Consider the following 23,052-nt stretch of genomic DNA (forward strand, 5'->3'; position numbering starts at 1 on the left):
ATGAGCATTCACTCACACCGCCACCCAATGCCCCTCCCCCAGTGCCTTGAACTGCTGCGCAGGCATCACAAAGCCCTTGGCCTTGATCGGGCTCGGCTGTTCGAACTCCTGAAGCAATGCCTTGAAATCGCGCTTGCGGTCGACATCCGGCAACGGCACGGCACTGAGCAGGCGTTTGGTGTACGGGTGCTGTGGATTGTGCAGTACTTGATCGCGCGGGCCTATTTCGACGATCTGGCCGCCATACATCACTGCGACGCGATGGCAAATGCGCTCGACCACCGCCATGTCGTGGGAGATGAACAGGTAACTGAGTCGATGCCGCTTCTGCAGTGACTCCAGTAAATCCAGCACCTGGGCCTGTACCGATACGTCGAGTGCCGAGACCGATTCATCGGCGATGATCACTTTCGGGTTCAGCGCCAGGGCGCGAGCGATGCAGATGCGTTGCCGTTGCCCTCCAGAAAACTGATGCGGATAACGCTGCAAGGCATCGGCGGGCATGCCCACTTGATGCAGCAATTCGGCGACCCGAGCCTTGCGTAGCGCATCGGGCATTTTGTCGTGGATCAGCAGTGGCTCGCCGACCAGTTCGAAGATTGTCTTGCGCGGATTGAGCGCAGCGTACGGGTCCTGAAACACCATTTGAATGTCGCGCCGCACCGCTTGTAAATCAGCGCCCTGCAGCCCGTTGAGTTCTTTGCCGGACAGTTTCACGCTGCCCTCATAGGCAATCATGTTCATCAGCGCCTTACCGGTACTGGACTTGCCGCAACCGCTCTCCCCCACCAGGCCGAGCGTTTCGCCGTCGTGCAGTTCGAAGCTAACCTTCTCCACCGCACGCACCTGTTTGACTTCTTCGAACCAGCCCATGCGTAGCGCAAAGCGCACGCTGAGGTCTTTCACGGCCAGCACCACCGGCTGCTCGCGCAGGTCCTCGGCTTTGCCCGCGGTCCCCAAGACAGGAACTGCATCCAACAGTTTTCGTGTGTAAGCGGCTTGCGGCTGGGTGAATAACTGACGCACCGACGCCTGTTCTTCGGTGCGACCGTGGTTCATCACCACCACTTGGTCGGCCATTTCAGCGACCACGCCCATGTCGTGGGTAATCAGCAACAGGCTGGTGCCATAGACCTGCTGCAGCTCGCGCATCAGCTCAAGAATCTGCGCCTGAATCGTCACGTCCAGCGCGGTGGTCGGCTCGTCGGCGATCAACACTTTCGGGCGACAGAGCATGGCCATGGCAATCATCACGCGCTGGCGCATGCCGCCCGACAGCTCATGCGGGTATTGCGTGAGGCGTTTGTCCACCTGCGGCATGCGCACCGAATCGAGCATCTCCCTGGTCCGACGGCGCGACGCCTTGCGATCCAGCGGCTCGTGCCGACGCAAGGTTTCGTCCATCTGTTGACCGACCGTCATCAGCGGATTGAGCGAGGTCATCGGCTCCTGAAAGATCATGCCGATCTGCTTGCCGCGCAGCAGTTGCAGGTCGCGCTCGGGCAGCGTGATCAGGTCGCTACTTTCGAAAATAATCGCTCCGCTGGACACCTTGGCCGCCTTCGGGAGCAAGCCCATGATCGCCAGCGACGACAGCGATTTGCCGCTGCCGGACTCCCCGGCAATGCACAGCGTCTGGCCAGCGCGCAGGGTAAAGCTCAGCTCATCAACAACGCGCCTGGGGCTGGCGCCATGGCCGATATCGATGCTCAGGCGCTCGACCGACAGCACCGCTGGGGGAAGCTGATCATTCATTAACACGCCTCACGCAAACACGATTTTCGGGAAGTAGAACGACACCACCCAGTTCGGCAAGTCGACCACTTCGCTGATGCGCAAATCGCCGCACACCGAGCACAGCATGTACGCCTGCTCGGCTGGCATGTGGTGCTCACGGCACAACCAATCAACGGTGTTGCTGACGGCTTGGCGTGCAGCGTCGATCAGGTCTGGACCGATGCCGGTGAAGGCTTCGTAACCGGCGCCGTCAAGGTGCCGCGTGACCGGGCCCGGCGTGCTGAAGCGCGGGCTGGCCAAGGGGGTGGATTTGATCAGGTCGAGTTTGACCACCACATCCATCTGGCTCTCGATGGCCGTGCCGCACACCTCACCATCGCCTTGCGCAGCGTGGGTATCGCCAATGGAAAGCAGCGCGCCAGTGACTTCAACCGGCAGGTACAACGTGGTGCCCGCAGACAGGTCGCGAATGTCGAGATTGCCACCCACGCGACGTGGCGGAACCACCGAATGCAGGCCCGATTCAGCCGGAGCCAGGCCGATGGTGCCGGCGAATGGTTTGAGCGGGACCTTGGCGAAATCGCTGAAAGCGGCGGGTGCGAGGGTGTCTTTGTCGTAGTGCCACAGCGCCAGGGCCGGGTCTTTGAACTGATCGGCCAGCAGCCCGAAACCGGGGATGTTCGCAGTCCAGCCAAAGCCGCTGGGCTTGAAGCTGTCGAGGGTGATTTTCAGAATGTCGCCTGGCTCAGCGCCTTCGACAAAGATAGGCCCGGTGACCGGGTTGATCTTGTCGAACGACATGTTCGCCACATCGTTCACGGTCGAATTCGGCGTGAAGTAGCCGTTAGAGGAATCCAGGCATTTGAATTCCAGCATCGAACCCGGCGCCACTGTTCCAGCCGGTTTGAAGCGGTTATCCCAGCCGAAATGGCTGTGGATACTGTGAATGGTTTTGACCAGGCAGTTCTGGCACATGGAGCAGTTCTCCGAATTTTTTTTGCGTTTTGATCGTTTGAATATTCAGGCTATGACACCGGCCCCCTGTAGGCGCTGACGAGTTTACGAAGGCTGCGATTGCGGTATGTCAGACAGATCGCATCGCAGCCTTCGGGGGCTCCTACAAGATGCCGCTACTTGATCCAGATATAGTCGTAGTTCACTGGCACATGGACCGGATCGACGTACAGGATGTCGGCGCCGCCCATGCGCGAGGAGCGTACGGTAAAGCGTTGTTCGTTGAAGATTGGCACCCACGGCGCGTCAGCCATGACGTCGGTGAAGATCTTCCTCCACATCTCGGTACGCTCGGCCTGCTGTTCCGGTTTGGCCATGCTGTCGGCTTTGGCCGCTGCGGCGTCCAGCGTCTTGTTGCAATACAACGACCAGTTCCAACCGCCGTCGACAGCGCCATCACAACCGAGAATCGGGCCGTAGAAGTTCGAGGGGTCCGGGAAGTCGGCGATCCACGCCATGCCGCCGGACCAGACCATCGGCGCCTGATCCTTCGCGCTGCCGGCGGCGATCACGTTGGCTTGCGCCAGGGATTTGATCTGCACCTTGATCCCGACTTTCGCCAGATCCTGCTGGATCGACTGCGCAATACGCGGCTGCGGATCGGTGTTCATCACGTACAGCTCGGTGTCGAAACCGTTCGGATGACCGGCTTCAGCCAACAGCTTTTTCGCCGCTTCGACGTCGTACGCATACCCCTTATAGGACTTGTCGTAACCCGGCATCGCCGGTGGCAGCGGCTGGTTGGCCGGCACCGCTCGGCCGTTGATGATGCGCACGATGCGATCCTTGTTGATCGCCATGTTCACCGCCTGACGTACCTTGAGGTTGTCGAACGGCGGCAAAGTGGTTTTCAGCGTGACGTAACCGGTGTGCAGTTGATCGCCGGTGATCATCAGGTTTTTGTATTTTGGGTCGTTCTTGAATTCGAGAAATTTGGCCGGAGGTACGCCGTCACCGGCGATATCCACTTCGCCCTTTTGCAAGCGCAACAGGGCAACCATCGGGTCCTGCCCAACTTCAAAAGTGATGGTGTCCAGGTGTGGCAGTCCGGCCTTGTAATAGTTCGGGTTCTTCTTGAACACAATCTGCTGACCGAGCTTCCACTGCGCCAGGCTATAGGCGCCGGAGCCGACCGGGTGCTTGCCAAAGTCAGCGCCCCATTTGTCGACTTCCTCTTTGGGCACAATCGAGGCGAAGTTGATTGCCATCACGTGCAGGAAGGTCGCGTTAGGCTGCTTGAGGGTGATTTTGACGGTGTAATCATCAACCACTTCGACGCCACTCAGATGCTCGGCCTTGCTCGCCGCCATGTCTTCATAACCGACGATGGCACTGAAGAAACCAGCGCCCGGGCTCTGGGTTTTCGGGTTGACCGTGCGCTCGAAGGAGTACTTCACGTCACTGGCCTTGAGCTCGCGGCCGTTCTGAAACTTCACGCCCTTTTTCAGGGTGAAGGTATAAACGGTGCCATCGTCCGAGATCGTGTAGTTCTCAGCCAGATCCTTGACCAGCTCGGTGGTGCCGGGCTTGTAGTCCATCAGGCCGTCGAACAGGCTTTTGATCATCGACCAGTTCTGCCAGTCGTAACCGATGGCAGGGTCCAGGGTGGCAACGTCGTTCTGGTAAGTGACAACCGCCGAACCGCCGTTCCTGGCGTTGGCATCAATGTCGTCGGCCAGCGCGAAACCGCTGAGGCCGAATCCACTGAATAAGGTGGCCGCAATGGCCAGGGACAGTACTTTGCGCTTCATGCTCCAGCTCCCCTTCGATAAATGGTCTTGCTCAGGTTTTAGTGTTTTTTTACATCGATACGCGGATCGACCCAGGGAATGATCAGGTCGGCCACCAGATTGCCAAGCACGATTGCCACCGCCGAAACAGTGGTCACGCCCACGATCACCGGAATGTCCACTTGTTGAATCGCCTGCCAGGCGAGTTGCCCGATGCCGGGCCAACCGAATACCGACTCGACCACCACCAGCCCGCCCATGAAGATGCCGATGTCGATGCCAATCATCGGGATCACCGGAATAATCGCGTTGGGCAACACGTGACGCAGTACTACGCGGGCTCGACTCAAACCCTTGGCCCGCGCTGTACGGATGAAGTCCTGATGCAGCACCTCGATCATCGACGAGCGCACCATCCGCGAGTACCAACCGCTGCCGAGAATCCCCAACGTCAGCGCCGGCAACATCAAGTGCTCGACACCGCCGTAGCCGCCCAATGGGAACCAACCCAATTGCACGGCGAAGAAGTAAAGAAACAACATCGCGGCGATAAATTGCGGCGCCGACACACCGACGAATGAAAGCGCCATCAGCAGCTTGTCGGCGAAGCTGTCGCGACGCAGCGCGGCTATCACGCCCAGGGTGATGCCGATCAACAACTCAAAGCCAATCCCCGCCGCCATCAACTCAAGCGAAGGCCGCAGGCGCGAGCCGATCAGTTCGGTGACATTGGTGCGCTGGATGTACGAGCGCCCCAGATCGCCCTGCAGCAAGTTGCCCAGGTAGTTGGCGTATTGGTGATAAAACGGCAGGTCCAGCCCTAGCTGCGCACGAATGCCCGCGACCACTTCCGGGGTCGCGCTGCGTCCGGCAATTTGCCGCGCAGGATCTGCCGGCAGCATGAACAGCAGCAGGTAGGTGATGAACGTCACACCTAGCAGGATCAACAAGGAATAACCGATGCGCCGGCTGATGAAGGCGAACATTCAGCTTCTCCCTTGCAAGGTAGGGTCGAGTTCATCGCGCAGGGCATCGCCCACCAGGTTGAACGCCAGCGACAGCAGGACGATGGCAATGCCGGGGAAGAACACCAGCCACGGCGCCGAGGTGAAGTAGGTCTGGCTCTCGAAAATGATGTTGCCCCAACTCGGCGTGGGCGGCTGTACGCCGACCCCAAGGTACGACAGCGTGGCTTCAAGCAGCACCGTGGTGGAAATCCCCAGCGTCGCCCACACCAGAATGGTCGGCAGCAAATGCGGTAACAGGTGCGAGAACAGAATGCGCAGTGAGCTGGCGCCCAGTGTGCGTTCGACAGCAACGAAATCTCGTGCGCCCAAAGCGATGGTTTCCGAATAGATCACGCGGGCAATCTGTACCCAATTGACCATGGCAATCACCAACGCCACGATCCACACGCTGGGCTGGAAGATCGCCGACAAGGCAATCGCCAGCAACAACGCCGGGAACGCCATCATCAGGTCGGTGAAGCGCATCAAAATACTGCCCGTCCAGCCGCGCATAAATCCTGCCGTCAGCCCCACCAAGGTGCCGATCAACACCGCCATGCCGTTGGCCACCAGGCCGATAAGCAGCGAGGTCCGCGCGCCATACACCAAGCGCGAAAACAGATCGCGCCCCAGTAGGTCAGTGCCCAACCAATACGGCGAATCGGGCGCCAGCGGTGCGCCCTCCATGGACAGGCCCTCGACGAATTGTTCGGACGGATCGTAAGGACTCATCCAGGGCGCGAAGATCGCAAACACCACCACCAGCGCGATATACAACAACGACAACGCAACAGCAGGACGGCGAATCAGAGCGCGCATCACGCTCATGTCCACATTCCGCTTTGCTGTGGGTGATCGGCGGCAAGGTCAGCGCACACCTCGTCGATGCTGCGGTTCAACTGCATCGACAAGGCGCGCAGACGCTCGTACGCATCTCGCTCATTGAGCCGTTGCTCGACCATCAATCGCGCCAACGCCTGCGCCAGTTGCGGACGCGCGTTCAGCCGTTGCTGCAACATATTGATCGTGCGGGTATCGGCATCGAGCCGCTCGTGCAAACCGATCGCCATCATCAGCGTGGTGTAGACCGAACTTTGGGTGATGGGTTTATTGAGCAATGCCGTGGCGCCCAGTGCAATCGCGCGTTGAATCTGCGACAGGGTTTCGTGGGGCGTCAGGGCAACGATGGGCACACCCGATTGGTCAAGCCGTTGCAGCAACTTGGGGCTGGCAAAATGCTCAAGCTCGACGATGGCGGCAAACACGCCGTCCAGCGAATCGCAGGCGTCTTCGACCAACGCCTGCGCGGTAATCCCCAAGCGGTGCAGGCTTTTTTCAAGATGAGCCAGCGTGCGAGGTTCGCAGTCCACCAACAGCAAGCGGCCGTTTTCGAAGTCGGGACGTTTGAGCAGGCTCATTTTTTCACGATCCTCAGGTGAGGCACTGGCGCCAGGGCGCGCAGGCGATGAAATTCGCGCAGATCGGTGGACGTCAGGTAAGGATCGGCAGGCAACGCGTGGGTTTCACTGTGCAACACCACAAAACGCCCTTCACTCAATTCGGCGATATGGCAAGGCAGGCTGCTGTGATTGTTGCGTCCGGAAATTTTCAAACGCCCCAATACGCTGTCCTGGGAATGGGCGTACAGGTAATTGCAGATCTGCTCCGGCTCATCATTGCCAACATGATGCAACGCTTGGGCAAACAGGTGCAGCGCGACATAGGTGCCGGTGTAGTAATGCGAGCACGGGCGCTGGCCATGCTCATAAAACTGGCGCTCGCTAAACGTGCTGTCGACGCTTTCAAAGAACGGCCCGCACGACAACAGCCGTAGATTCTGCATCTCGCCGACCTCGATCAGCTCGGCCTCGGTCAGGTTGCAACTGAGGACCGGCAGCGTCATGCCGTACTCGACGCACGCCGCGTCCAACTGATGCAAAAACGCATACGTCGACTCACCCACCAGATTGTTGAGGATGAACGACGGTTGCTCGGTCAGCAGAAAATGAATCAGATCGCTGAAGTTGGTCGACCCCAGGTGTACGTATTTTTCGCCTATCACGTCGCCGTGGGCGGCCTGCAACACTTCGCGGGCGATGCGGTTGCTTTCCCAGCCCCAGATATAGTTCGAGCCCACCAGCATCGCACGCTTGCCGAAGGTGCTCAGCGCATAACGCAGCAGCGGAATCAGCGTCTGATTCGGACAACCACCGAGATACAACACGTTTTCACTGCTCTCGAAGCCTTCATAAGGGCAGGCGTACCACAGCAGGCTGGCGTTCTGCTCCAGATCCGGAATGATTTCCTTGCGGCTGGCCGAAGTCGTGGTGCCGAACAGATGGCGGACGCCACTTTCCATCAGCGCCACCGCGCCTTCGTTGTAGCGATGCAAATAACCCTGCGGATTGATGTGCGTGGCCTTGAGTTCAAAATCGTAGTCTCGATGCCGATTGATCTCGGCCAGCGCGTGCCGGGCACCCGCCAGACCGTGCTGTCCCATGCGCTTGTATGTCCCGTCGGTGGAGAACAGAAACCCCACCTCAACCGTGCGTCGCATTTTCCCGACTCCAATAAAAAAGCCCGACCCACCGGTAATCCGGTCGATCAGGCTTCATCACCTGGCGCTGATGCGCTGAATGTAGACAAGTCTTAACGGCCATGACCGAGCTTGCGTATAAACCCTTCCATGGAAAAAGCATGCCATCTCCATTGGTCAAGCTGTAAAGAGCGTTCCCTGTGAATAGGCCTTGAGAGAAATGCACTTTGGTGAGGCCGAGCGTAGCCGAAGCGCTTCAAAGTTGTGCGAAATTTCTCTGCATGTATCAGTTTCGCCGTAAAGACACTATCCCCACCCGCATCCCGAACGGCTTGAACACCTGATTCAGAGTCTGAATTGTCGGGTTGCCGTCATCTTGTTCGATCTGGCGAAGCGTGCGCAGGGAGATTTTGCACATGCCAGCGAATTGTTCCTGACGCAATCCGGTGATTTCGGTACGCAGACGTTTGACGGCTGCGCCGATGCTGATCGTGCCTGCCAGCAGTTGTTCTTTCAGCTCGTCGAGAATGATGCCGCGCTGACGAATTTCGTCGGTCATAGCAGCCCCCAGCGTTTCAGAGTCGCGTCCAGTCGATTGAGCGCGATACGCGGATGCTTGAACGTCGCTTGAGGTAGGCCGATATCACTGAGCAAATCGGGCAACGCCAGAAATCGTTGTGCATCGGCCTTCAATCCCGCCAATAACGTCTCTGGATTTGCCCATTGTTTCAACGCCTCACACGCGGCTACCCAGTCAACCTCGCCGGCACGTTCAATCTGCTCGGGCCATTTGGTGGTGCGTGTAACGCCTTCTTCGTCCATGACCATTGGCGCCAGATCATAGATTGGCGCCAGATCAAGTCGCTGTTCATCACGCAGAATGGCGGTGTTACGACCGTGGTTATCGCTGTTACCCAGAATTTGATTGAGCAGATCCCTGCGAATGTATTCGCTGACCAGCGCCGGAACTTCAGATTGCTGATCATTGGCACTCCATGCGCTGGCCAACGCCTGGACAGCGCCTACGTGAGTCATGTAACTGCCCGGGCGGGTTATGCCCGCCAGCGAATAAACCGACTCGACCGCCAGCCGACTTACGCCTTGCGCATCGATGCGCCGATCAAAACGCTTCATCCAGAGACTAGGCTTACGGGCCTCTTCAAGGCTCATGCCATCGGCAGTGATGGTGTTGATACCTAACCGATTTAGGGCTTGGTAGTAGCAAAACTCGCTGCGCAGCACCGTACGATCATTCTCATTGGCTTTGTTTCGAGAGAATTTTACGAACCAGTGCTGATGCACTTGATCATCCGGGAGCGTTGCGTCGGGATGAAGCAGCCCTTGCGAATCTTCAGCCAATAAAAGCTTGGGAGCCTCGCCGCCTGCGCCCGTCGCGCCGCCCACCGCAGCACCTTGCTCATAGGCATACTCAAGAAAGCGGCTATCACGGGTTATAACTTCCTGACGACTAAAACCCATGCTTGCGCCCTTCAGCATGGCTTCCACTGATTGCTTTATTCGAAGATGACCCACTGGCGCAGGCGTACATCGGCCTAACAGCAGCAAATCGGCTTGAGTGGTTTCGCCTGCGGGTATGGACAGCCGAGCCAGCAGGAACCTGCGAGCGGCACCTGCGGGAAGAATGTCATGGAGAAACGCCGGCGCTTGCGGGGTCCGCCATAAATCCCACCCTAACGGCAGCGTTGCGCTAACCGATTGAGCAGTGGGACGCTCCAGAGCGTTCAAGTGATCGACGAGGTAGTGCTGGTCATAGGCGAAACTGCATGGGCTCAGTAATCCTGCTTCCGGATTTTCGAAATCCAGGCGTATCGCATCATGCCAGTCGCCCTGTAAATAGAGCTGAAGCGTTAAGCTATACATCACGGCCACTCGGCAATTTAATGCCTAAATCCTAGCCCCACACCACAAAAAAGGCAATTTAATGCCTAAAAATAATAAAATACCCCGCTAATCGGTATTTAAATACCCATCCCCCCCAACAATCCCAACTCCTGCGCCCGTGCCACCGCCTGCGTTCGGCGTTCAACCCCAAGCTTGCTGTTGATATGACTCGCATGGGTTTTGACGGTGTGCAGTGAGATGAACAGCCTTTCGCTGATCTCCTGATTGGAACAGCCTTGAGCGATGAGTTGCAGGACGCCCATTTCGCGGGCGCTCAGATGGTCGGTGCAGTGGACAGTTTCCGATCCCTCTCGGGTGCAGGTAGAGGTCGGTAGAGTAGCCAGCAAAAACTGAACGAGCAGGCAGGGTTTGCGCGCCAGCAGTTGCTCGCGCAGCCAGTTCGGGTGTTGCTTGATCAAGGCCTGGAACGGTAACAATGCGCCGCCAGTTGCAGCTTGCAACGCGAGATTGAGCAACGCCCTGGCCTTGGCTTCGTTCTGGCTACCGAGCAGGAACAGGATTTGCTGATTCAGCGCCGTCAGGCCGAGCAGGTTGGCGCCGGTCTTCTGCGCGTACTCCGCAAGACGTTGCAAACGCTCTGCGGCTTCGATTTTATGACCTCGGGTATTTTCCAAAATGGCCTGAAGCAATTCGATATGTTGAGGCAAATGCGGATGGCATTCCGGCGCGGCGGCGGGATTGGCGCCACTGTAGGTTTGCCCGAGGCGCATCAACCAGGCGTCGGCCAGGTCGATACGTCCCTGTGCCAACCACAGTTCGCATTTCACCAGAGTGATCATTGCCAGGTAGTAAATCGGCGGTATATCCCAGATGTGCATCAGCCGCTCAGCTTCGGCGAGTTCGCAGAAGGCTTCGGCAAACCGTCCTTCCCGGCCTTCCAGCCCGGCAATCACGCAATAGCCGATCAACACACTGATGTCGCGACAGGCCCGGGCCTCGGCAAGGCCAGCGGTCAATCGCACTCGACCGGTTTCGGCCTGCATGCACAAGGTCAGCAAATGCCCTTCGTACATGGTCAGGCGCGCTCGCACCGCATACAGACGCTGTCTCGACAGCCCTTTAAGCCGCTGCAGCCCTTGACGGACTTCCTCCAGCGCACGAAGAATCTCGCCGCGCGCTTGCAAGACTCGGGCGCGGTCGTAATGGGCAAGCGCTTCGAACAACGGGTTGGCGACCCGCTGTGCCAGCTCCAGCGCATCGCGATTCAACGCTCTGGCGCGCCATAGGTCACCCTCGGCAATCGACAGATTGGCCAGCGTCGAAAGACACAACAGTCGCTGGCCGTAACGTTTGTGCGGCAGGCTGACCAGCGCTTCACTGCAATAGCGCTGGGCCTTTTCGCTGTCGCCGCGCCCTCGGGCAATGATCCCACTGAGCGCCAGCCATTGAGCGAGCATGGACTTTTGCGCGGTGGCCGACGGCGCCGGCAGGAATCGACTGAGGTGATCACCCAGCTCTTCAGCGGCATCCAACTGACAGGCCAGCGCCAATGCCCAGGCGTAAAGCACGATCAGCCGCGGGGTGCTGATCAACAAGCTGTCGGGCAAGTCCATCTTCCAGCGCAGCAGCATGCCGACGTTCTGTTCGGCCAGCAGTTGCACTTCGGACAGGTTCTGCACCAGGTTGGCGGCCACATCCAAATGGCCCGCTCGCAACGCCTGCTCAATCGCTTCGTCCAGCAAGCCCTGGTCACGGAACCAACGGCAGGCATTGAGGTGCAAACGTCTCTGTTGCGGCCCGATGTTGGCGCCAGCGCGGGCGCGCAGCGAATCGGAAAACAAGTGGTGATAACGGAACCAGCGCCCGTGCTCGTCCAACGGCACCAGAAAGACGTGGTGCGATTGCAGATAACTCAGCATTTCTTCGCTGTCATGACTGTCGCGGGCAGCGTTGCACAGTTCAGTGCAAAAGCGCTCCAGGCACGCGGTGTCGTAGAGGAAAGCCTGGACCTCAGCGGGCAAGCAGTCGATGACCTCCTCCAACAAATAGTCGCGAATCAAGCCTTCGCCGCCGTTCAGGTCTTGCGGCAGGCCGTTGTCATTACCCACCTCGCTGGCCGCCAGCAGCCAGAATCTAAGCCCGGCGACCCAGCCTTCACTGCGCTGAATCAGGTTCTGTAACGCGTCCGCGCTCAATGAACTGCTGTGTTGATCAAGTACCGCCAGGGATTCGGCCTCGGTAAGGCGCAGGTCTTGTTCAGTCAACTCTTGAAGTTGGCGCGACAGATGCAAACGCGCCAGATGCCAATCCGGACGCTGCCGGCTGGTCACCAGCACGATCATCCCGGCGGGCAAGTGATTAAGAAAAAACTGTAGGCAGCGGTCCAGAACAGGACCTTGCGCCAGGTGATAGTCATCGAGCACCAACAGCAGCGGTTTGCTCAATAGCAGGTGCATTGCCAATTCATCCAGCAAGCCATCGATCCATTCTTCGAAGGCGAATGGCTGATGTCGCTGGCGCATTTTCAGCAGGCTCAGTGCCTGACCACCCAGTTGTGGGAAGAATTGTTGCAGGCCAGAAAGCAGGCGCTCAAGGAACCGGCCCGGATCGCCGTCACGATAGTTCAACCCCAGCCAGAGGTTTTGCCACGGCTCGGGCAAGCTCTGACAAAATTCGACCGCAAGCGAGCTTTTACCGAAGCCTGCGGGGGCGCTGACTAAAAGCAGTCGGCCCGACAAACCGGCACTCAAACGATCGCACAGGCGCGGGCGCGGTACGTGGTTTTCGGGTAATGGAGGACGGAAGAATCGCCCTTCCAACGCAGTGACTGCGTGATTTGCGAATCCTTGCAAACGCGACAGATCAGTCATAGCCGGCTCTTGTTAAAGTGCTTGTTATTCGGCATTAAGATGTGCCGAGACTAGCGGCTATGGCGAAGCTTTTGAAGGTCGCCGTGCAAAAGACTGTAAGAAAGTATCTCCTATCAATACGGCGAATGGTTGGCTATAGCCCCACCCCGTAGATTCCCTGTTCCCGGTCAAGCGTTCAGCAGGTGTTTTTTGCTGAAAAGCGTGGCCATACAAAAAGGCGAGAACGCACTGGGCGCGGCTTGTCCCGCGACCTGGCGCGCAGCGGCAGTAAACCCGGTGTGCGCGGCCTGCCTGTCACACCGGATTTGCAGGTTTACGACGGGTTCCCCGCCGGTCGCGGGACAAGCCCTACTCCTACAGGTCGTCAGAATGCTTCGCCCATTCGATTACGCCATCAACGCACGCCTTCCTGACGCAGGGCGTTGGGTTGGAAGTCACTGATGGAGGCCGTGAAGCCGAAGTCATAGGCTCTTTTTTCTTCGTTCTTCATGCCCAGTGCCAGATAACGACCCGATTGCAGGTCATACAGCGCTTCGAGGGCGTACCACGGCACCTGCTTGTCGTAGTAGTTTTCAGCGTGCGCTTCGGCCACGCGCCACAGTTGACCGCGCCCGTCGTAGTGGTCGATCACCGCAGCCTGCCAGGTGTCCTCGTCGATGAAGAAGTCACGCTTGGCGTAGATATGGCGCTGACCCTCCTTCAGTGTCGCGGTCACGTGCCACACGCGACGTAACTCATAGCGCGTCAGGTCCTGATTGATGTGGCCGGCCTTGATGATGTCGGCGTACTTCAGTTTTGGATCATCGAGTTTGTAGCTGTCAGCCGCGATGTACAGCTCTTGCTTACCGATCAGTTTCCAGTCGTAACGATCCGGCGCGCCGTTATACATGTCGAGGTTGTCGGAGGTACGCAGGCCATCAGCCGCAGTGCCCGGACCGTCATAAGACACCTGCGGCGCACGACGCACCCGACGTTGACCGGCGTTGTAGACCCACGCCGAACGCGGCTCTTTCACTTGATCGAGGGTTTCGTGGACCAGCAGCACACCACCGGCCAGACGCGCCGGGGCGGTCACTTCCTGCTTGAAGTAGAACAAGATGTTGCCCGGATTTTTCGGATCGTAATCCTTCATCTTGTCGCGAAAGACAAACTGGTCACGGAAATACACCAGGCTGAACGAGCCATTGGTTTGCGGCGTCGCCTGGGTCACCAGACGGGTCACGCTGCCGCCGCGATAACGGGTGATGTGGTTCCAGATGACTTCCAGACCGCTTTGCGGGATCGGGAACGGCACGGCGGTTTCGAAATTTTCCAGGCCGTTGCCGCCAGATACCAGCTTGGTGTTGGTGGCGTTTTTCTTGATGGCGGCGAACACCTCAGCGGGCACGGTTGCGCCGCGATGGGATGGGTAAACCGGCATTTTGAAGGTGTCGGGGTAACGCTTGAACATCGCGTATTGGCCCGGCGCCAGCTTGTTTTTGTATTGATCGACGTTCTGCGCGGTGATGACGAACAGCGGTTTTTCATTGGCATATGGATTGGCCAGAAAGCCACGCTCGTCGACGGCGCCGGCATTGGTCGGCAATGGCGTCCACGCCGGAATGGTGTTGTCGGCGTTCGCAGCTTTTTCGGCGCCCATCGGCGTCAGACTGGCGCCCAGCTTTGCCGCTTCGGAATCCGACACCGCAGCCATCACACCGGTTGCCAGCAATGACAGCCCCAGTAGGCCGACCTGCCAAAGACCCTTTGTTATTTTCATGTTCATCGTCGTCCTTAGAAATTCATACCGAAGCTGAGCGCTACGAAATCGCGGTCATCCACCGTGGTGTACTTGCCGTCGAAGAAATTGGTATAGGAAAGATTGGCCGTGTAGGTGTTCTGGTACTCGGCATCCAGACCCAGGCTGATCGCTTTGCGACCTTCCTCAAAGTTCCCGCCAGGACCCGGCGAGTAACCGGAGACGTCATGTGACCAGGCAATGCTCGGCTTCAGGTTGATACCGGCGAAGACGCTGTTGTAGTCCCAGATGGCACGGGCGCGATAACCCCAGGAGTCGGTGGTGGTGAAACCGTCGTTTTCGCAGTAACGGGTCAGGTTGTTCTGCGCAGCGCCAGCCAGCGTGCCGGCGTTAAGCGTCTGGCATTGACCGCCTGGCAGCGGACCTGGTCCGTAGCTTGGGTCGCGGCCATAACGCAATTTAGACGTGCTTTCCAGGCCGCCTACGTGGGTCCAGCCCACTTCACCCACAACCGTCAGACGTTCAGCCCCCATCACCTGATCGAAAAAATGCGTGAGGGTGGTTTGCGCCTGGGTGATTTCCTTGCGCCGGTAACCCGCCTGATCGGTATTCGGAGCACCTTGCAGGAGCGAAACGTTAGGGTTGAGCGGCGACAGACCGGAATACAGGATATCGGTGGTGTTGAGTTGAACAGGTGCGTTCGGACGGTAACTCACCTCGCCGCTCCACGCCGTACCTGTCGACAGTGTGGTGGAGAAGCTCAAACCGAACAGACGAATGTCCTCCGGGTACTCGACGTAATAGCTGGAGTTGCCCGCGACCACCACTGGCAGCAGCGTGGGTGCCAGACCCACGGCAATATTTGCCGGTACACCATTCCCCACCAATCCGCCGACCAGACCGGCTGGGCTATAGGCACTGGCCGGGCCGCCGCGCCCGCTGAAGATCGGCAGACGGCTGTGGTAGTTCATGAAGTAGCCGCCGAACTCAGTATCCAGTGGCTCGAAGTTGTAGTGCATCGCCACGCCGAACTGGCCGCTGTCACGTGCATCTCGATCAGGACCACGGCTTACAATGGCACCCTCATCGGGGCTGCCAAAGTTGACGCCGCGTTGAGCAAGAGTGTTCTGCACCGGGCCACGCAATGCCGCAGGCAACGCAGTATTCAAGCTATTGCGCGTACGCAACACGGCGAGGTTGTTATTGCAGCCGTCGGAAATCACATCAGGTTGTGAGAAAAACGTGCCGCAGTTGTCGGTAACGGTCTGGTCCCATTCCAGCTGATAGAAACCTTCAGCCGAGAGGTTTTCGGTGATGCTCTGCGACAGGTAGAACATGTTGACCGGAATCAGACCTTCCTTGATCTCGGCCCCGGGACGGCGGAACGCAGACACATCGATCGGGTTGATGCTGTTGATCCCGCCCTGGATGAAGGTACTTTCACCCCAACTGACCACTTGCTTACCGAAACGCACCGAACCCGGCTCATCGCCGATTGCATAGTTGTGGTAGATAAAGGCATCAAGGATTTGCCCACCAGACGATTTGGCGCCTTCCTTGCGGTTGGAATCGCTGATGTCCTTGAAGTCGCGGCCTTCGTCTTTGAGTTCGAAGTCATACCAATACTTACCCCGGACAAACACGCCAGTGTCACCGTATTTCAACTCCAGATCATGAATACCCTTGAAGATCTTGGAGAACGTCTCGCCGCTCTTGAAATTCAGGTGCCCATCATCCGATGTCTGCGACAGGCCGTGCCCGCCGTTGTTCGAACCGATGAGGTTCTTGTTGGCATTCTGGGTCGACCAACTTGCGCCGATAGAGAGCGATGAATCGAAGTTACCTTCAATCTCACCGATGTTGAAACTGACGCCGAACGCTGGGCCGGCGAGCGTAGAAGCGAGGCTGACGGCAAGGGGCAATTTCGCCCGGCGCCAGAACTGGTTTGCTGATGTCATCGACGCTACTCCATGTGCTTTTATTGTTATGGCAGTCGGTGATTCCAGAACCGACCCCGGCAAAATCAATCCGCAATGCCTGGTTGTCCACACTGTTCGGGGCAGCCCATGAAAAGCTGCGAAACGAAAAGCGTTTTTTCTGGTTTCGACCTAGTGCCGACTATAGCCAGCAGCCTCCACTGCGCGATCCCTCTAAAGTGTGATTTGCAGCGTCAAAGCGTCTGGCACGCCGATTTCGGCGGACCTGTGTCTGTGGCAAAGGGGGAGAATGGCTGAATCTACGGATTTGGCAAGCGCAATGCCTGCCGTAGAGGCCTTTGGCCCGCTGCACAACGAAAAACCACGCAGAGGGCCAATTCAGAGCGTGAATCAGAGGGTAGAAAGAAACGTGCTATTGGTGCTTTGCCATTCGATGATGTCCAGCCGAATGCGTTTCTTGTCGAGCTTGCCGACACTGGTCTTGGGAATTTCGGTAACAAGCGCGATTTGGCTTGGGATCGCCCACTTGTTGATGTGGCCCAACTCCACGAATGGCTTCAGATGCTCCTTCAACGACCGGGCATCGATGACGTGCCCATCGTGGGCAACCAGCAGGGCGAAAGGCCGTTCACCCCACTGCGGGTCAGCAATTCCGACCACCGCCACTTCACGTACGGAGGGATGACGACTGCACAAGTCTTCGAGCGCCAGCGATGAAATCCACTCGCCGCCGGTCTTGATCACGTCCTTGATCCGGTCGCGAATATCGATCCCGCCCATGCTGTCCAACGTCGCCACGTCGCCGGTGTGCAGCCAGCCGCCTGCCCACAATTGCGAGCCTTTCTCCGGCTCACGAAAGTAGCCTTCGGTCAGCCAGGGCGCACGCAACACCAACTCCCCCTGGGTCTCGCCATCGGACGGCAGAAAGTTGCCCGCCATGTCAACGATCGCTGCGTCCACCAACACGCCTGGCGTACCGGCTTTGATTCGGTACGTGATGCGCTCGTCGTCACTGCCCGCCATCAACTCCTCATTGATGTGCGCGACCGATATCAGCGGGCCGGTTTCGGACATGCCATACGCAGCGGTCAACTGAATGCCCTTGGCTTTAGCCGCATCATATAAAGATCGGTTGAGCGAGCTGCCGCCGATGATGATGTTCCAGCCGGTGAAATCGACGTTCTTGGCTGCTTTGGCATTGAGCACCATTTGCATGATGGTCGGTACGCAATGGGAGAACGTGACCTTTTCCTTGCGCCATAACTCGATCAACAGTTCCGGGTCGTAACGGCCGGGGTACACCTGCTTCACGCCAAGCATGGTCGCTGCGTACGGAACGCCCCAGGCATGTACATGGAACATGGGGGTGATCGGCATGTAGACGTCGTCGTGACACAACAGCCCTTCGATGCTGCCCATGATCGTGGCCACCGCCATGGCATGCAGCACCAGCTGGCGATGGGTGAAATACACCCCCTTCGGATTGCCCGTGGTGCCGGTGGTGTAGAAGGTCGTCGCGACCGAGTTTTCGTCGAAATCTTCGAACTCATACTGCGCGCTTGCGGCCGCCAGCAGCGTCTCGTACTCGCCCACCAGATTAGGCAGATCGGCGGTTTTGTCTGCACTGTCGGTGATCAGTAGGGTCTTCTGGACAGTCGCAAGGTGCGGCTCGATGGCTTTGTACAGCGGCAGAAATTCACTGTTGACCAACACGAACGTATCGTCGGCGTGGTTCATGGTGAACAGAATCTGCTCAGGCGAAAGGCGTACGTTGATCGTATGGATCACGGCGCCAATCATCGGGATGGCAAACATGCATTCCAAGTAGCGATGGCTGTCCCAATCCATCACTGCCACGGTGTCACCGGCTTTCACTCCGGCTTCAGTCAACACGTTTGCCAGCCGGCAAATACGCTCGTTGAGCATCAGGTAGGAGTAGCGCGACTGATCCCGATAGACGATTTCTCGCGATCTTTCATAGCGACTGCCGGACATCAGCAGGCGCTTGATCAAAAGAGGGTATTGGTAGGCGCCTTCGGCTGGCGCAATCACGCGAGTCTGCAACATGGGAATCCCTTTTCAAAGTGCATAGGCGTTGCGGAAAAATATGCACTCTAGACCCCCTGCACGCCACCCAAATCAGCCAAAGGGATGATTAAGGAGACGAGCGAGCATGCAGGCATTGCGCCACTTACTGCCGCGGACTGGTCGTGGTTTGAAGATCAGGATTGATTGATGAAGCAGGTTGGAGCGAGGCTTCCCGCGACGCCTCTCGCCAACAGGGATCGTCTTGGCTTCACTGAAATGCAGGCGTTTGCGTCGCTCAATGCATCTCGGTAAAGGCAAGCTTTACGCCCAGTGCGACCAGTACGCCGCCCATGACGCGGTCAAACCAATGGCCCATCCGCGCGAAACCTGCGCGTACACGTGGCTGGCTGAACAGGCGCGCCACCAGACAGAACCACAGACCTGTCGCCAGCGCCAGATAGACGCCGTAACCGGCCTGGACCAGCATCGGTGTGTGCGGATTGATCACCACCGTGAACAGCGACAGAAAGAACAACGTCGCTTTGGGATTCAAGCCGTTGGTGACGAAGCCGGCAGTGAAGGCCCCACGTGCGGTGCGCTCACCCGCCGCAATGTCGACGGGCGCATCCGAGGCACTGGCAGGCTTGGCCCTCAGGGCCTTGATGCCGATGTACAGCAGGTACGCAGCGGCGGCCCATTTCAACGCGTTGAACAGCACGATTGATTGCGACACGATCAGGCCGATGCCCAGCAGCGAATAGCCCACATGCAGGAAAATCGCCGTGCCCACGCCCATGGCGGTCCACGTCCCGGCCTTTCGACCGTGGGTCACGCTTTCGCGAACCACGACCGCGAAATCAGGGCCTGGGCTGGCAACGGCCAGCAAGTGAATCAGGGCAACGGTGAGGAATTCCGTCCAGTACATGAGGGGTCTCCGGGAAGTTCAGAGCAGCAGGCTCGATCAAAGCCCGCTACCTTACGCCTCAGGCTTTCGCAGCAAAAGCCCGGGAGGCTCGGTGACATTTTCTCGACACATCCAACGCAGGCCGGTGGCGCAATGGTTGTTGGTTGCAGCAATATGTCGAACTTCCTACGAGTCATCTTGCATTCAGCTACAGGAGCCCCGTACATGAGCGACAACAGCAAAGCCGTTTTCCTCGACCATACTTCTCTGGATCTGGGTGATCTGGACCTAAGTCCGTGGCGTGAAACCTTTGGCGATCTGGAGTTGCATGCCAGTACGACCCCCGACCAAGTCATCGAGCGCTTGCAAGGCGCGCAAGTGGCCATCACCAACAAAATAATGATTGATGCTGCAGCGTTTGCGGCCTGTCCGACGCTTAAGCTGGTGTTGGTCACCGCGACCGGCACCAATAACATCGACCTCGAAGCTGCCCGTAAACACGGCGTGGTTGTCAGCAACTGCCAAGGTTATGGCACGCCGTCAGTGGCGCAGCACACTTTGATGCTGCTGCTGGCGATGGCGACGCGGGTTCTGGACTATCAGGCGGCGATTCATCAAGGGCTGTGGCAGCAATCGAAACAGTTCTGCCTGCTGGACTTCCCCATCGTCGAACTGGAAGGCAAGACACTGGGCCTGTTGGGGCATGGTGAGCTGGGCGGTGCGGTGGCGAAACTGGCTGAAGCGTTTGGTATGCGCGTGCTGCTGGGGCAGATTCCCGGACGACCTGCACGTCCGGACCGTGTGCCGCTGCATGAACTGCTGCCGCAAATAGATGCCCTGACGCTGCACTGCCCGCTCAACGAACACACTCGCGACATGATCGGCGCGCATGAGCTGAGCCTGTTCAAGCCCCATGCGTTCATCGTCAATACCGCACGCGGTGGGCTGATCAATGAACAGGCCTTGGCCGATGCACTGCGCAATGGGCAACTGGGGGGCGCGGCAACCGATGTATTGACCGTCGAACCTCCCGTTAACGGCAATCCGCTGCTGTCCGGCGACATTCCGCGCCTGATCATCACCCCGCACAGCGCCTGGGGTAGCCAGGAAGCACGGCAGCGGATCGTCACCCAGGTGAATGAGAATGCGCAGGCGTTTTACGCAGGGGCGCCCATGCGAGTTGTGGGCTGAACGCATTGGGCGCCCTGTAGGAGCCAACGTGTTGGCGAAGAGTCTCAGACCGAAAATCTCGCCAACGCATTGGCTCGGACTCCCACCATTTTTTGCGTCCCTGTTAGACTTTGCCCTTTTTCAGGAGCCGAAGATGGACCCGCGCAGTGAAGTGTTACTCCGTCAGGCCGAGTTGTTTCAGGGTTCATTGCTGCTGACCGGTCTGCCCGCCGACGATCTGCTGGGCAAGCTGCCCAACGCGCGCGGCTGGAGCTGGCATGCTGGCGACTTTTCGGCACTTGAGGCGCGCTTTACTGGCCGCAGCCATTTTGGCGTCCATGCGCCTGATGAGCCCTTCGATGCGGCCGTATTGTTTCTGCCCAAAGCCAAAGACCTCACCGACTATCTGCTCAACGCCCTCGCCTCCCGACTGGCCGGACGCGAATTGTTTCTGGTGGGCGAAAAACGCGCTGGCATAGAAGCCGCCGCGCGCCAACTGAGCCCCTTCGGTCGGGCCCGAAAACTTGACAGCGCACGCCATTGCCAGCTTTGGCAGGTGACCGTCGAGACGCCACCACAAGCAATCGCACTCGAAAGCCTGGCCAAGCACTTCGAAATCCCGATGGGCGACGCTTCGCTAAACGTCATCAGCCTGCCGGGTGTGTTTAGTCACGGCCGGCTTGATAGGGGTTCTGCACTGCTGTTGGAAAATCTGGACCGCCTGCCCTCCGGGCATGTGCTCGATTTCGGCTGCGGCGCTGGCGTGCTGGGGGCTGCGGTAAAATGTCGCTACCCCGACAGCCAAGTCACGCTGCTGGACGTCGATGCATTCGCCACTGCCTCCAGCCGTCTGACGCTTGCCGCCAATGGTTTGGACGCTGAAGTGCTAACCGGCGATGGCATCGACGCCGCGCCCAAACATCTGGACGTCATTTTGACTAATCCGCCGTTCCATACCGGGGTTCAGACCGATTACGCCGCATCAGAGAACCTGCTTCGAAAAGCACGTGAACATCTGAAAAAAGGCGGCGAACTGCGCTTGGTTGCGAATAGTTTCCTGCGTTACCAGCCGATCATCGAGGAGCATCTTGGCCCATGCGCAATCATGGCCGAGGGGCAAGGGTTTCGGATTTACCGTGCCAAACGTGGATGAAAATTAGCGCTTGCCCAATGCGGGCGGCGTAGGCAGAATCCGCTCCGTCCTAGGGGAGTAGTCTCCCACGAGCGCCAGCTCGTCCGGCGCGCATCAACATACTTGGTCTCAAGACCATGGTGCGTGCGACCCCAGATCCGCCCAGACGGATCGGTGGTTTGACAAGACCTATGACACGAACACCTTACCCGGGGCGGGGAGGCTGTACGTGTCATAGCCGTGTCGACCCGCCCCTTAGGAAAACCCTGATGCTGGAATCCCTGTTGGTCCCCACTGCGGTCGTCGCGCTTGCCGAAATCGGTGACAAGACCCAACTGCTCGCGCTCATCCTCGCTGCTCGCTTTCGCAAACCTTGGCCGATCATTGCCGGCATTGTTGCCGCGACCCTGGCGAACCACGCTGCGGCCGGTGCCGTTGGCGCCTGGTTCAGCAGCTTTCTCTCCGACGCCACACTGCACTGGATTCTCGCCGCAAGCTTTACCGCCACCGCGTTGTGGACACTGATCCCAGACAAGATGGACGACGACGAAGCCGGTACCGGGCGTAAGTTCGGGCCGTTCCTGACCACCCTCATTGCATTCTTCATTGCCGAAATCGGCGACAAGACTCAGATCGCCACAGTCATGCTGGCCGCACAGTATTCGTATCTGTGGCTGGTGATTCTGGGCACCACGCTGGGGATGCTGATCGCGAACGTACCGGTAGTGCTGGCCGGCAACTTTGCGGCCGAAAAACTGCCACTGACGTTGATTCGTCGTGTGGCTGCGTCGGCGTTCTTCGTGCTGGCAATTGTTGCGGTGTACAAGGCGATGCAGGTCAGCGGCTGGGTGTGAGCTGAACGGCCTGTTGGAGCGAGGGCAAGCTGGTCATGTTGGAGCTGGGCTTGTCCTGCGACCGGCGGGGAACCCGTCGCAAACCTGCGTACTCGGTGTGACAGACAGACCGCGCACACCGGGTTTACTGGCGCTGCGCGCCAGATCGCGGGGCAAGCCGCGCTCCTACAATGTGAACTGCGCCCCACATGTTGGAGCTGGGCTTGCCCGGGCTAGCCGCGCTCCAACAACGCAATCAAATCAAGACTTCGGCGCTTGCTCGTAAAGCGGCATGACCTTGGGAATTGCCGCCTGCAACGACGCAATCCGGTTACTCGACGCTGGGTGTGTGCTCATGAATTCCGGCTGCGAAGTTCCGGCTTGGGCGGTCATCTTCTGCCACAGCGTGATCGCGGCATTGGGGTTATAGCCCGCACGCGCCGACAGCTCCAGGCCAAGCAGGTCCGCTTCGTTTTCGTTGGAGCGGCTGTTAGGCAGCGTCAGGCTGTAGTTCACCACGGTGTCTGCCAGCGCCAAGCTGTCCTGCCCCAGG

At 58.5% G+C, this 23,052-nt stretch carries 18 protein-coding genes and 1 riboswitch; of the genes, 3 read left to right on the forward strand and 15 right to left on the reverse strand.

Annotated elements, in window-relative coordinates; genetic code table 11:
• Window positions 1-12 precede the first annotated feature (12 nt).
• From VGC62_RS11165 to VGC62_RS11230, 14 genes are all read right to left on the reverse strand, one after another.
• Entirely contained in the window at window positions 13-1,755 is a 1,743-nt protein-coding gene (locus VGC62_RS11165) for an ABC transporter ATP-binding protein (protein WP_331187140.1), read from the reverse strand.
• 9 nt (window positions 1,756-1,764) lie between these two features.
• On the reverse strand, window positions 1,765-2,712 hold the full coding sequence (locus VGC62_RS11170) for an acetamidase/formamidase family protein (protein WP_331187141.1): 948 nt from the start codon (window positions 2,710-2,712) through the stop codon (window positions 1,765-1,767).
• 155 nt (window positions 2,713-2,867) lie between these two features.
• Window positions 2,868-4,502 (reverse strand): ABC transporter substrate-binding protein, encoded by a 1,635-nt coding sequence (locus VGC62_RS11175; RefSeq protein WP_331187142.1) that lies wholly within the window; start codon window positions 4,500-4,502, stop codon window positions 2,868-2,870.
• Window positions 4,503-4,540: 38 nt separating this feature from the next.
• Window positions 4,541-5,467: an ABC transporter permease gene (locus VGC62_RS11180; RefSeq protein WP_331187143.1), complete on the reverse strand. Its 927-nt coding sequence runs from the start codon at window positions 5,465-5,467 to the stop codon at window positions 4,541-4,543.
• A complete protein-coding gene (locus tag VGC62_RS11185) occupies window positions 5,468-6,316 on the reverse strand; it encodes an ABC transporter permease (RefSeq protein WP_331187144.1) in 849 nt (282 codons plus the stop codon).
• Window positions 6,313-6,906: an ANTAR domain-containing response regulator gene (locus VGC62_RS11190; RefSeq protein ID WP_331187145.1), complete on the reverse strand. Its 594-nt coding sequence runs from the start codon at window positions 6,904-6,906 to the stop codon at window positions 6,313-6,315. Before VGC62_RS11190 ends, VGC62_RS11185 begins: the two co-directional genes overlap by 4 nt.
• The gene (locus VGC62_RS11195) at window positions 6,903-8,045 is read right to left on the reverse strand and encodes a transporter substrate-binding protein (protein WP_331187146.1); all 1,143 of its coding nucleotides are present in this window, start codon (window positions 8,043-8,045) and stop codon (window positions 6,903-6,905) included. Before VGC62_RS11195 ends, VGC62_RS11190 begins: the two co-directional genes overlap by 4 nt.
• A gap of 265 nt (window positions 8,046-8,310) precedes the next feature.
• Window positions 8,311-8,583, reverse strand: a complete 273-nt coding sequence (locus tag VGC62_RS11200; RefSeq protein ID WP_331187147.1) for a helix-turn-helix transcriptional regulator — start codon at window positions 8,581-8,583, stop codon at window positions 8,311-8,313.
• Window positions 8,580-9,905 (reverse strand): type II toxin-antitoxin system HipA family toxin, encoded by a 1,326-nt coding sequence (locus VGC62_RS11205; protein WP_331187148.1) that lies wholly within the window; start codon window positions 9,903-9,905, stop codon window positions 8,580-8,582. The genes VGC62_RS11200 and VGC62_RS11205 overlap by 4 nt, the downstream gene beginning before the upstream one ends.
• A gap of 98 nt (window positions 9,906-10,003) precedes the next feature.
• Window positions 10,004-12,757: a LuxR C-terminal-related transcriptional regulator gene (locus VGC62_RS11210; RefSeq protein WP_331187149.1), complete on the reverse strand. Its 2,754-nt coding sequence runs from the start codon at window positions 12,755-12,757 to the stop codon at window positions 10,004-10,006.
• Between the two features lie 394 nt (window positions 12,758-13,151).
• Window positions 13,152-14,516, reverse strand: coding sequence for a DUF1329 domain-containing protein (locus tag VGC62_RS11215; protein WP_331187150.1), 1,365 nt, complete (start codon window positions 14,514-14,516; stop codon window positions 13,152-13,154).
• 14 nt (window positions 14,517-14,530) lie between these two features.
• Window positions 14,531-16,453, reverse strand: a complete 1,923-nt coding sequence (locus VGC62_RS11220) for a DUF1302 domain-containing protein (RefSeq protein ID WP_331187151.1) — start codon at window positions 16,451-16,453, stop codon at window positions 14,531-14,533.
• A gap of 369 nt (window positions 16,454-16,822) precedes the next feature.
• Window positions 16,823-18,499 carry a fatty acid--CoA ligase gene (locus VGC62_RS11225; RefSeq protein WP_331187152.1) on the reverse strand — a complete coding sequence of 559 codons (1,677 nt, stop codon included), beginning with the start codon at window positions 18,497-18,499 and terminating at the stop codon, window positions 16,823-16,825.
• 256 nt (window positions 18,500-18,755) lie between these two features.
• Complete coding sequence (locus tag VGC62_RS11230; protein ID WP_331187153.1) at window positions 18,756-19,385, reverse strand: LysE family translocator; 630 nt, start codon at window positions 19,383-19,385, stop codon at window positions 18,756-18,758.
• Window positions 19,386-19,589: 204 nt separating this feature from the next.
• Here VGC62_RS11230 and VGC62_RS11235 point away from each other — a divergent pair, with 204 nt between their 5' ends.
• The 3 genes from VGC62_RS11235 (at window position 19,590) to VGC62_RS11245 (ending at window position 22,520) form a co-directional block, all read left to right on the forward strand.
• Window positions 19,590-20,555, forward strand: a complete 966-nt coding sequence (locus VGC62_RS11235) for a 2-hydroxyacid dehydrogenase (RefSeq protein ID WP_331187154.1) — start codon at window positions 19,590-19,592, stop codon at window positions 20,553-20,555.
• 133 nt (window positions 20,556-20,688) lie between these two features.
• On the forward strand, window positions 20,689-21,687 hold the full coding sequence (locus VGC62_RS11240) for a class I SAM-dependent methyltransferase (protein WP_331187155.1): 999 nt from the start codon (window positions 20,689-20,691) through the stop codon (window positions 21,685-21,687).
• A gap of 39 nt (window positions 21,688-21,726) precedes the next feature.
• Window positions 21,727-21,847, forward strand: a riboswitch (yybP-ykoY riboswitch).
• Window positions 21,848-21,935: 88 nt separating this feature from the next.
• The gene (locus VGC62_RS11245; RefSeq protein ID WP_331187156.1) at window positions 21,936-22,520 is read left to right on the forward strand and encodes a TMEM165/GDT1 family protein; all 585 of its coding nucleotides are present in this window, start codon (window positions 21,936-21,938) and stop codon (window positions 22,518-22,520) included.
• Window positions 22,521-22,760: 240 nt separating this feature from the next.
• Here the strand turns inward: VGC62_RS11245 and VGC62_RS11250 are convergent.
• A partial coding sequence (locus tag VGC62_RS11250; RefSeq protein WP_331187157.1) for a M48 family metalloprotease occupies window positions 22,761-23,052 on the reverse strand: 292 nt, incomplete at its 5' end.

The organism is Pseudomonas sp., assembly GCF_036404235.1.
Classification (GTDB): domain Bacteria; phylum Pseudomonadota; class Gammaproteobacteria; order Pseudomonadales; family Pseudomonadaceae; genus Aquipseudomonas.

Excerpts from the sequence above, each read along its gene's own strand:
- VGC62_RS11165 (WP_331187140.1), bottom strand. The coding sequence starts at position 1,755 with ATGAATGATCAGCTTCCCCCAGCGGTGCTGTCGGTCGAGCGCCTGAGC.
- VGC62_RS11170 (WP_331187141.1), bottom strand. The coding sequence starts at position 2,712 with ATGTGCCAGAACTGCCTGGTCAAAACCATTCACAGTATCCACAGCCAT.
- VGC62_RS11175 (WP_331187142.1), bottom strand. The coding sequence starts at position 4,502 with ATGAAGCGCAAAGTACTGTCCCTGGCCATTGCGGCCACCTTATTCAGT.
- VGC62_RS11180 (WP_331187143.1), bottom strand. The coding sequence starts at position 5,467 with ATGTTCGCCTTCATCAGCCGGCGCATCGGTTATTCCTTGTTGATCCTG.
- VGC62_RS11185 (WP_331187144.1), bottom strand. The coding sequence starts at position 6,316 with ATGAGCGTGATGCGCGCTCTGATTCGCCGTCCTGCTGTTGCGTTGTCG.
- VGC62_RS11190 (WP_331187145.1), bottom strand. The coding sequence starts at position 6,906 with ATGAGCCTGCTCAAACGTCCCGACTTCGAAAACGGCCGCTTGCTGTTG.
- VGC62_RS11195 (WP_331187146.1), bottom strand. The coding sequence starts at position 8,045 with ATGCGACGCACGGTTGAGGTGGGGTTTCTGTTCTCCACCGACGGGACA.
- VGC62_RS11200 (WP_331187147.1), bottom strand. The coding sequence starts at position 8,583 with ATGACCGACGAAATTCGTCAGCGCGGCATCATTCTCGACGAGCTGAAA.
- VGC62_RS11205 (WP_331187148.1), bottom strand. The coding sequence starts at position 9,905 with ATGTATAGCTTAACGCTTCAGCTCTATTTACAGGGCGACTGGCATGAT.
- VGC62_RS11210 (WP_331187149.1), bottom strand. The coding sequence starts at position 12,757 with ATGACTGATCTGTCGCGTTTGCAAGGATTCGCAAATCACGCAGTCACT.
- VGC62_RS11215 (WP_331187150.1), bottom strand. The coding sequence starts at position 14,516 with ATGAAAATAACAAAGGGTCTTTGGCAGGTCGGCCTACTGGGGCTGTCA.
- VGC62_RS11220 (WP_331187151.1), bottom strand. The coding sequence starts at position 16,453 with ATGACATCAGCAAACCAGTTCTGGCGCCGGGCGAAATTGCCCCTTGCC.
- VGC62_RS11225 (WP_331187152.1), bottom strand. The coding sequence starts at position 18,499 with ATGTTGCAGACTCGCGTGATTGCGCCAGCCGAAGGCGCCTACCAATAC.
- VGC62_RS11230 (WP_331187153.1), bottom strand. The coding sequence starts at position 19,385 with ATGTACTGGACGGAATTCCTCACCGTTGCCCTGATTCACTTGCTGGCC.
- VGC62_RS11235 (WP_331187154.1), top strand. The coding sequence starts at position 19,590 with ATGAGCGACAACAGCAAAGCCGTTTTCCTCGACCATACTTCTCTGGAT.
- VGC62_RS11240 (WP_331187155.1), top strand. The coding sequence starts at position 20,689 with ATGGACCCGCGCAGTGAAGTGTTACTCCGTCAGGCCGAGTTGTTTCAG.
- VGC62_RS11245 (WP_331187156.1), top strand. The coding sequence starts at position 21,936 with ATGCTGGAATCCCTGTTGGTCCCCACTGCGGTCGTCGCGCTTGCCGAA.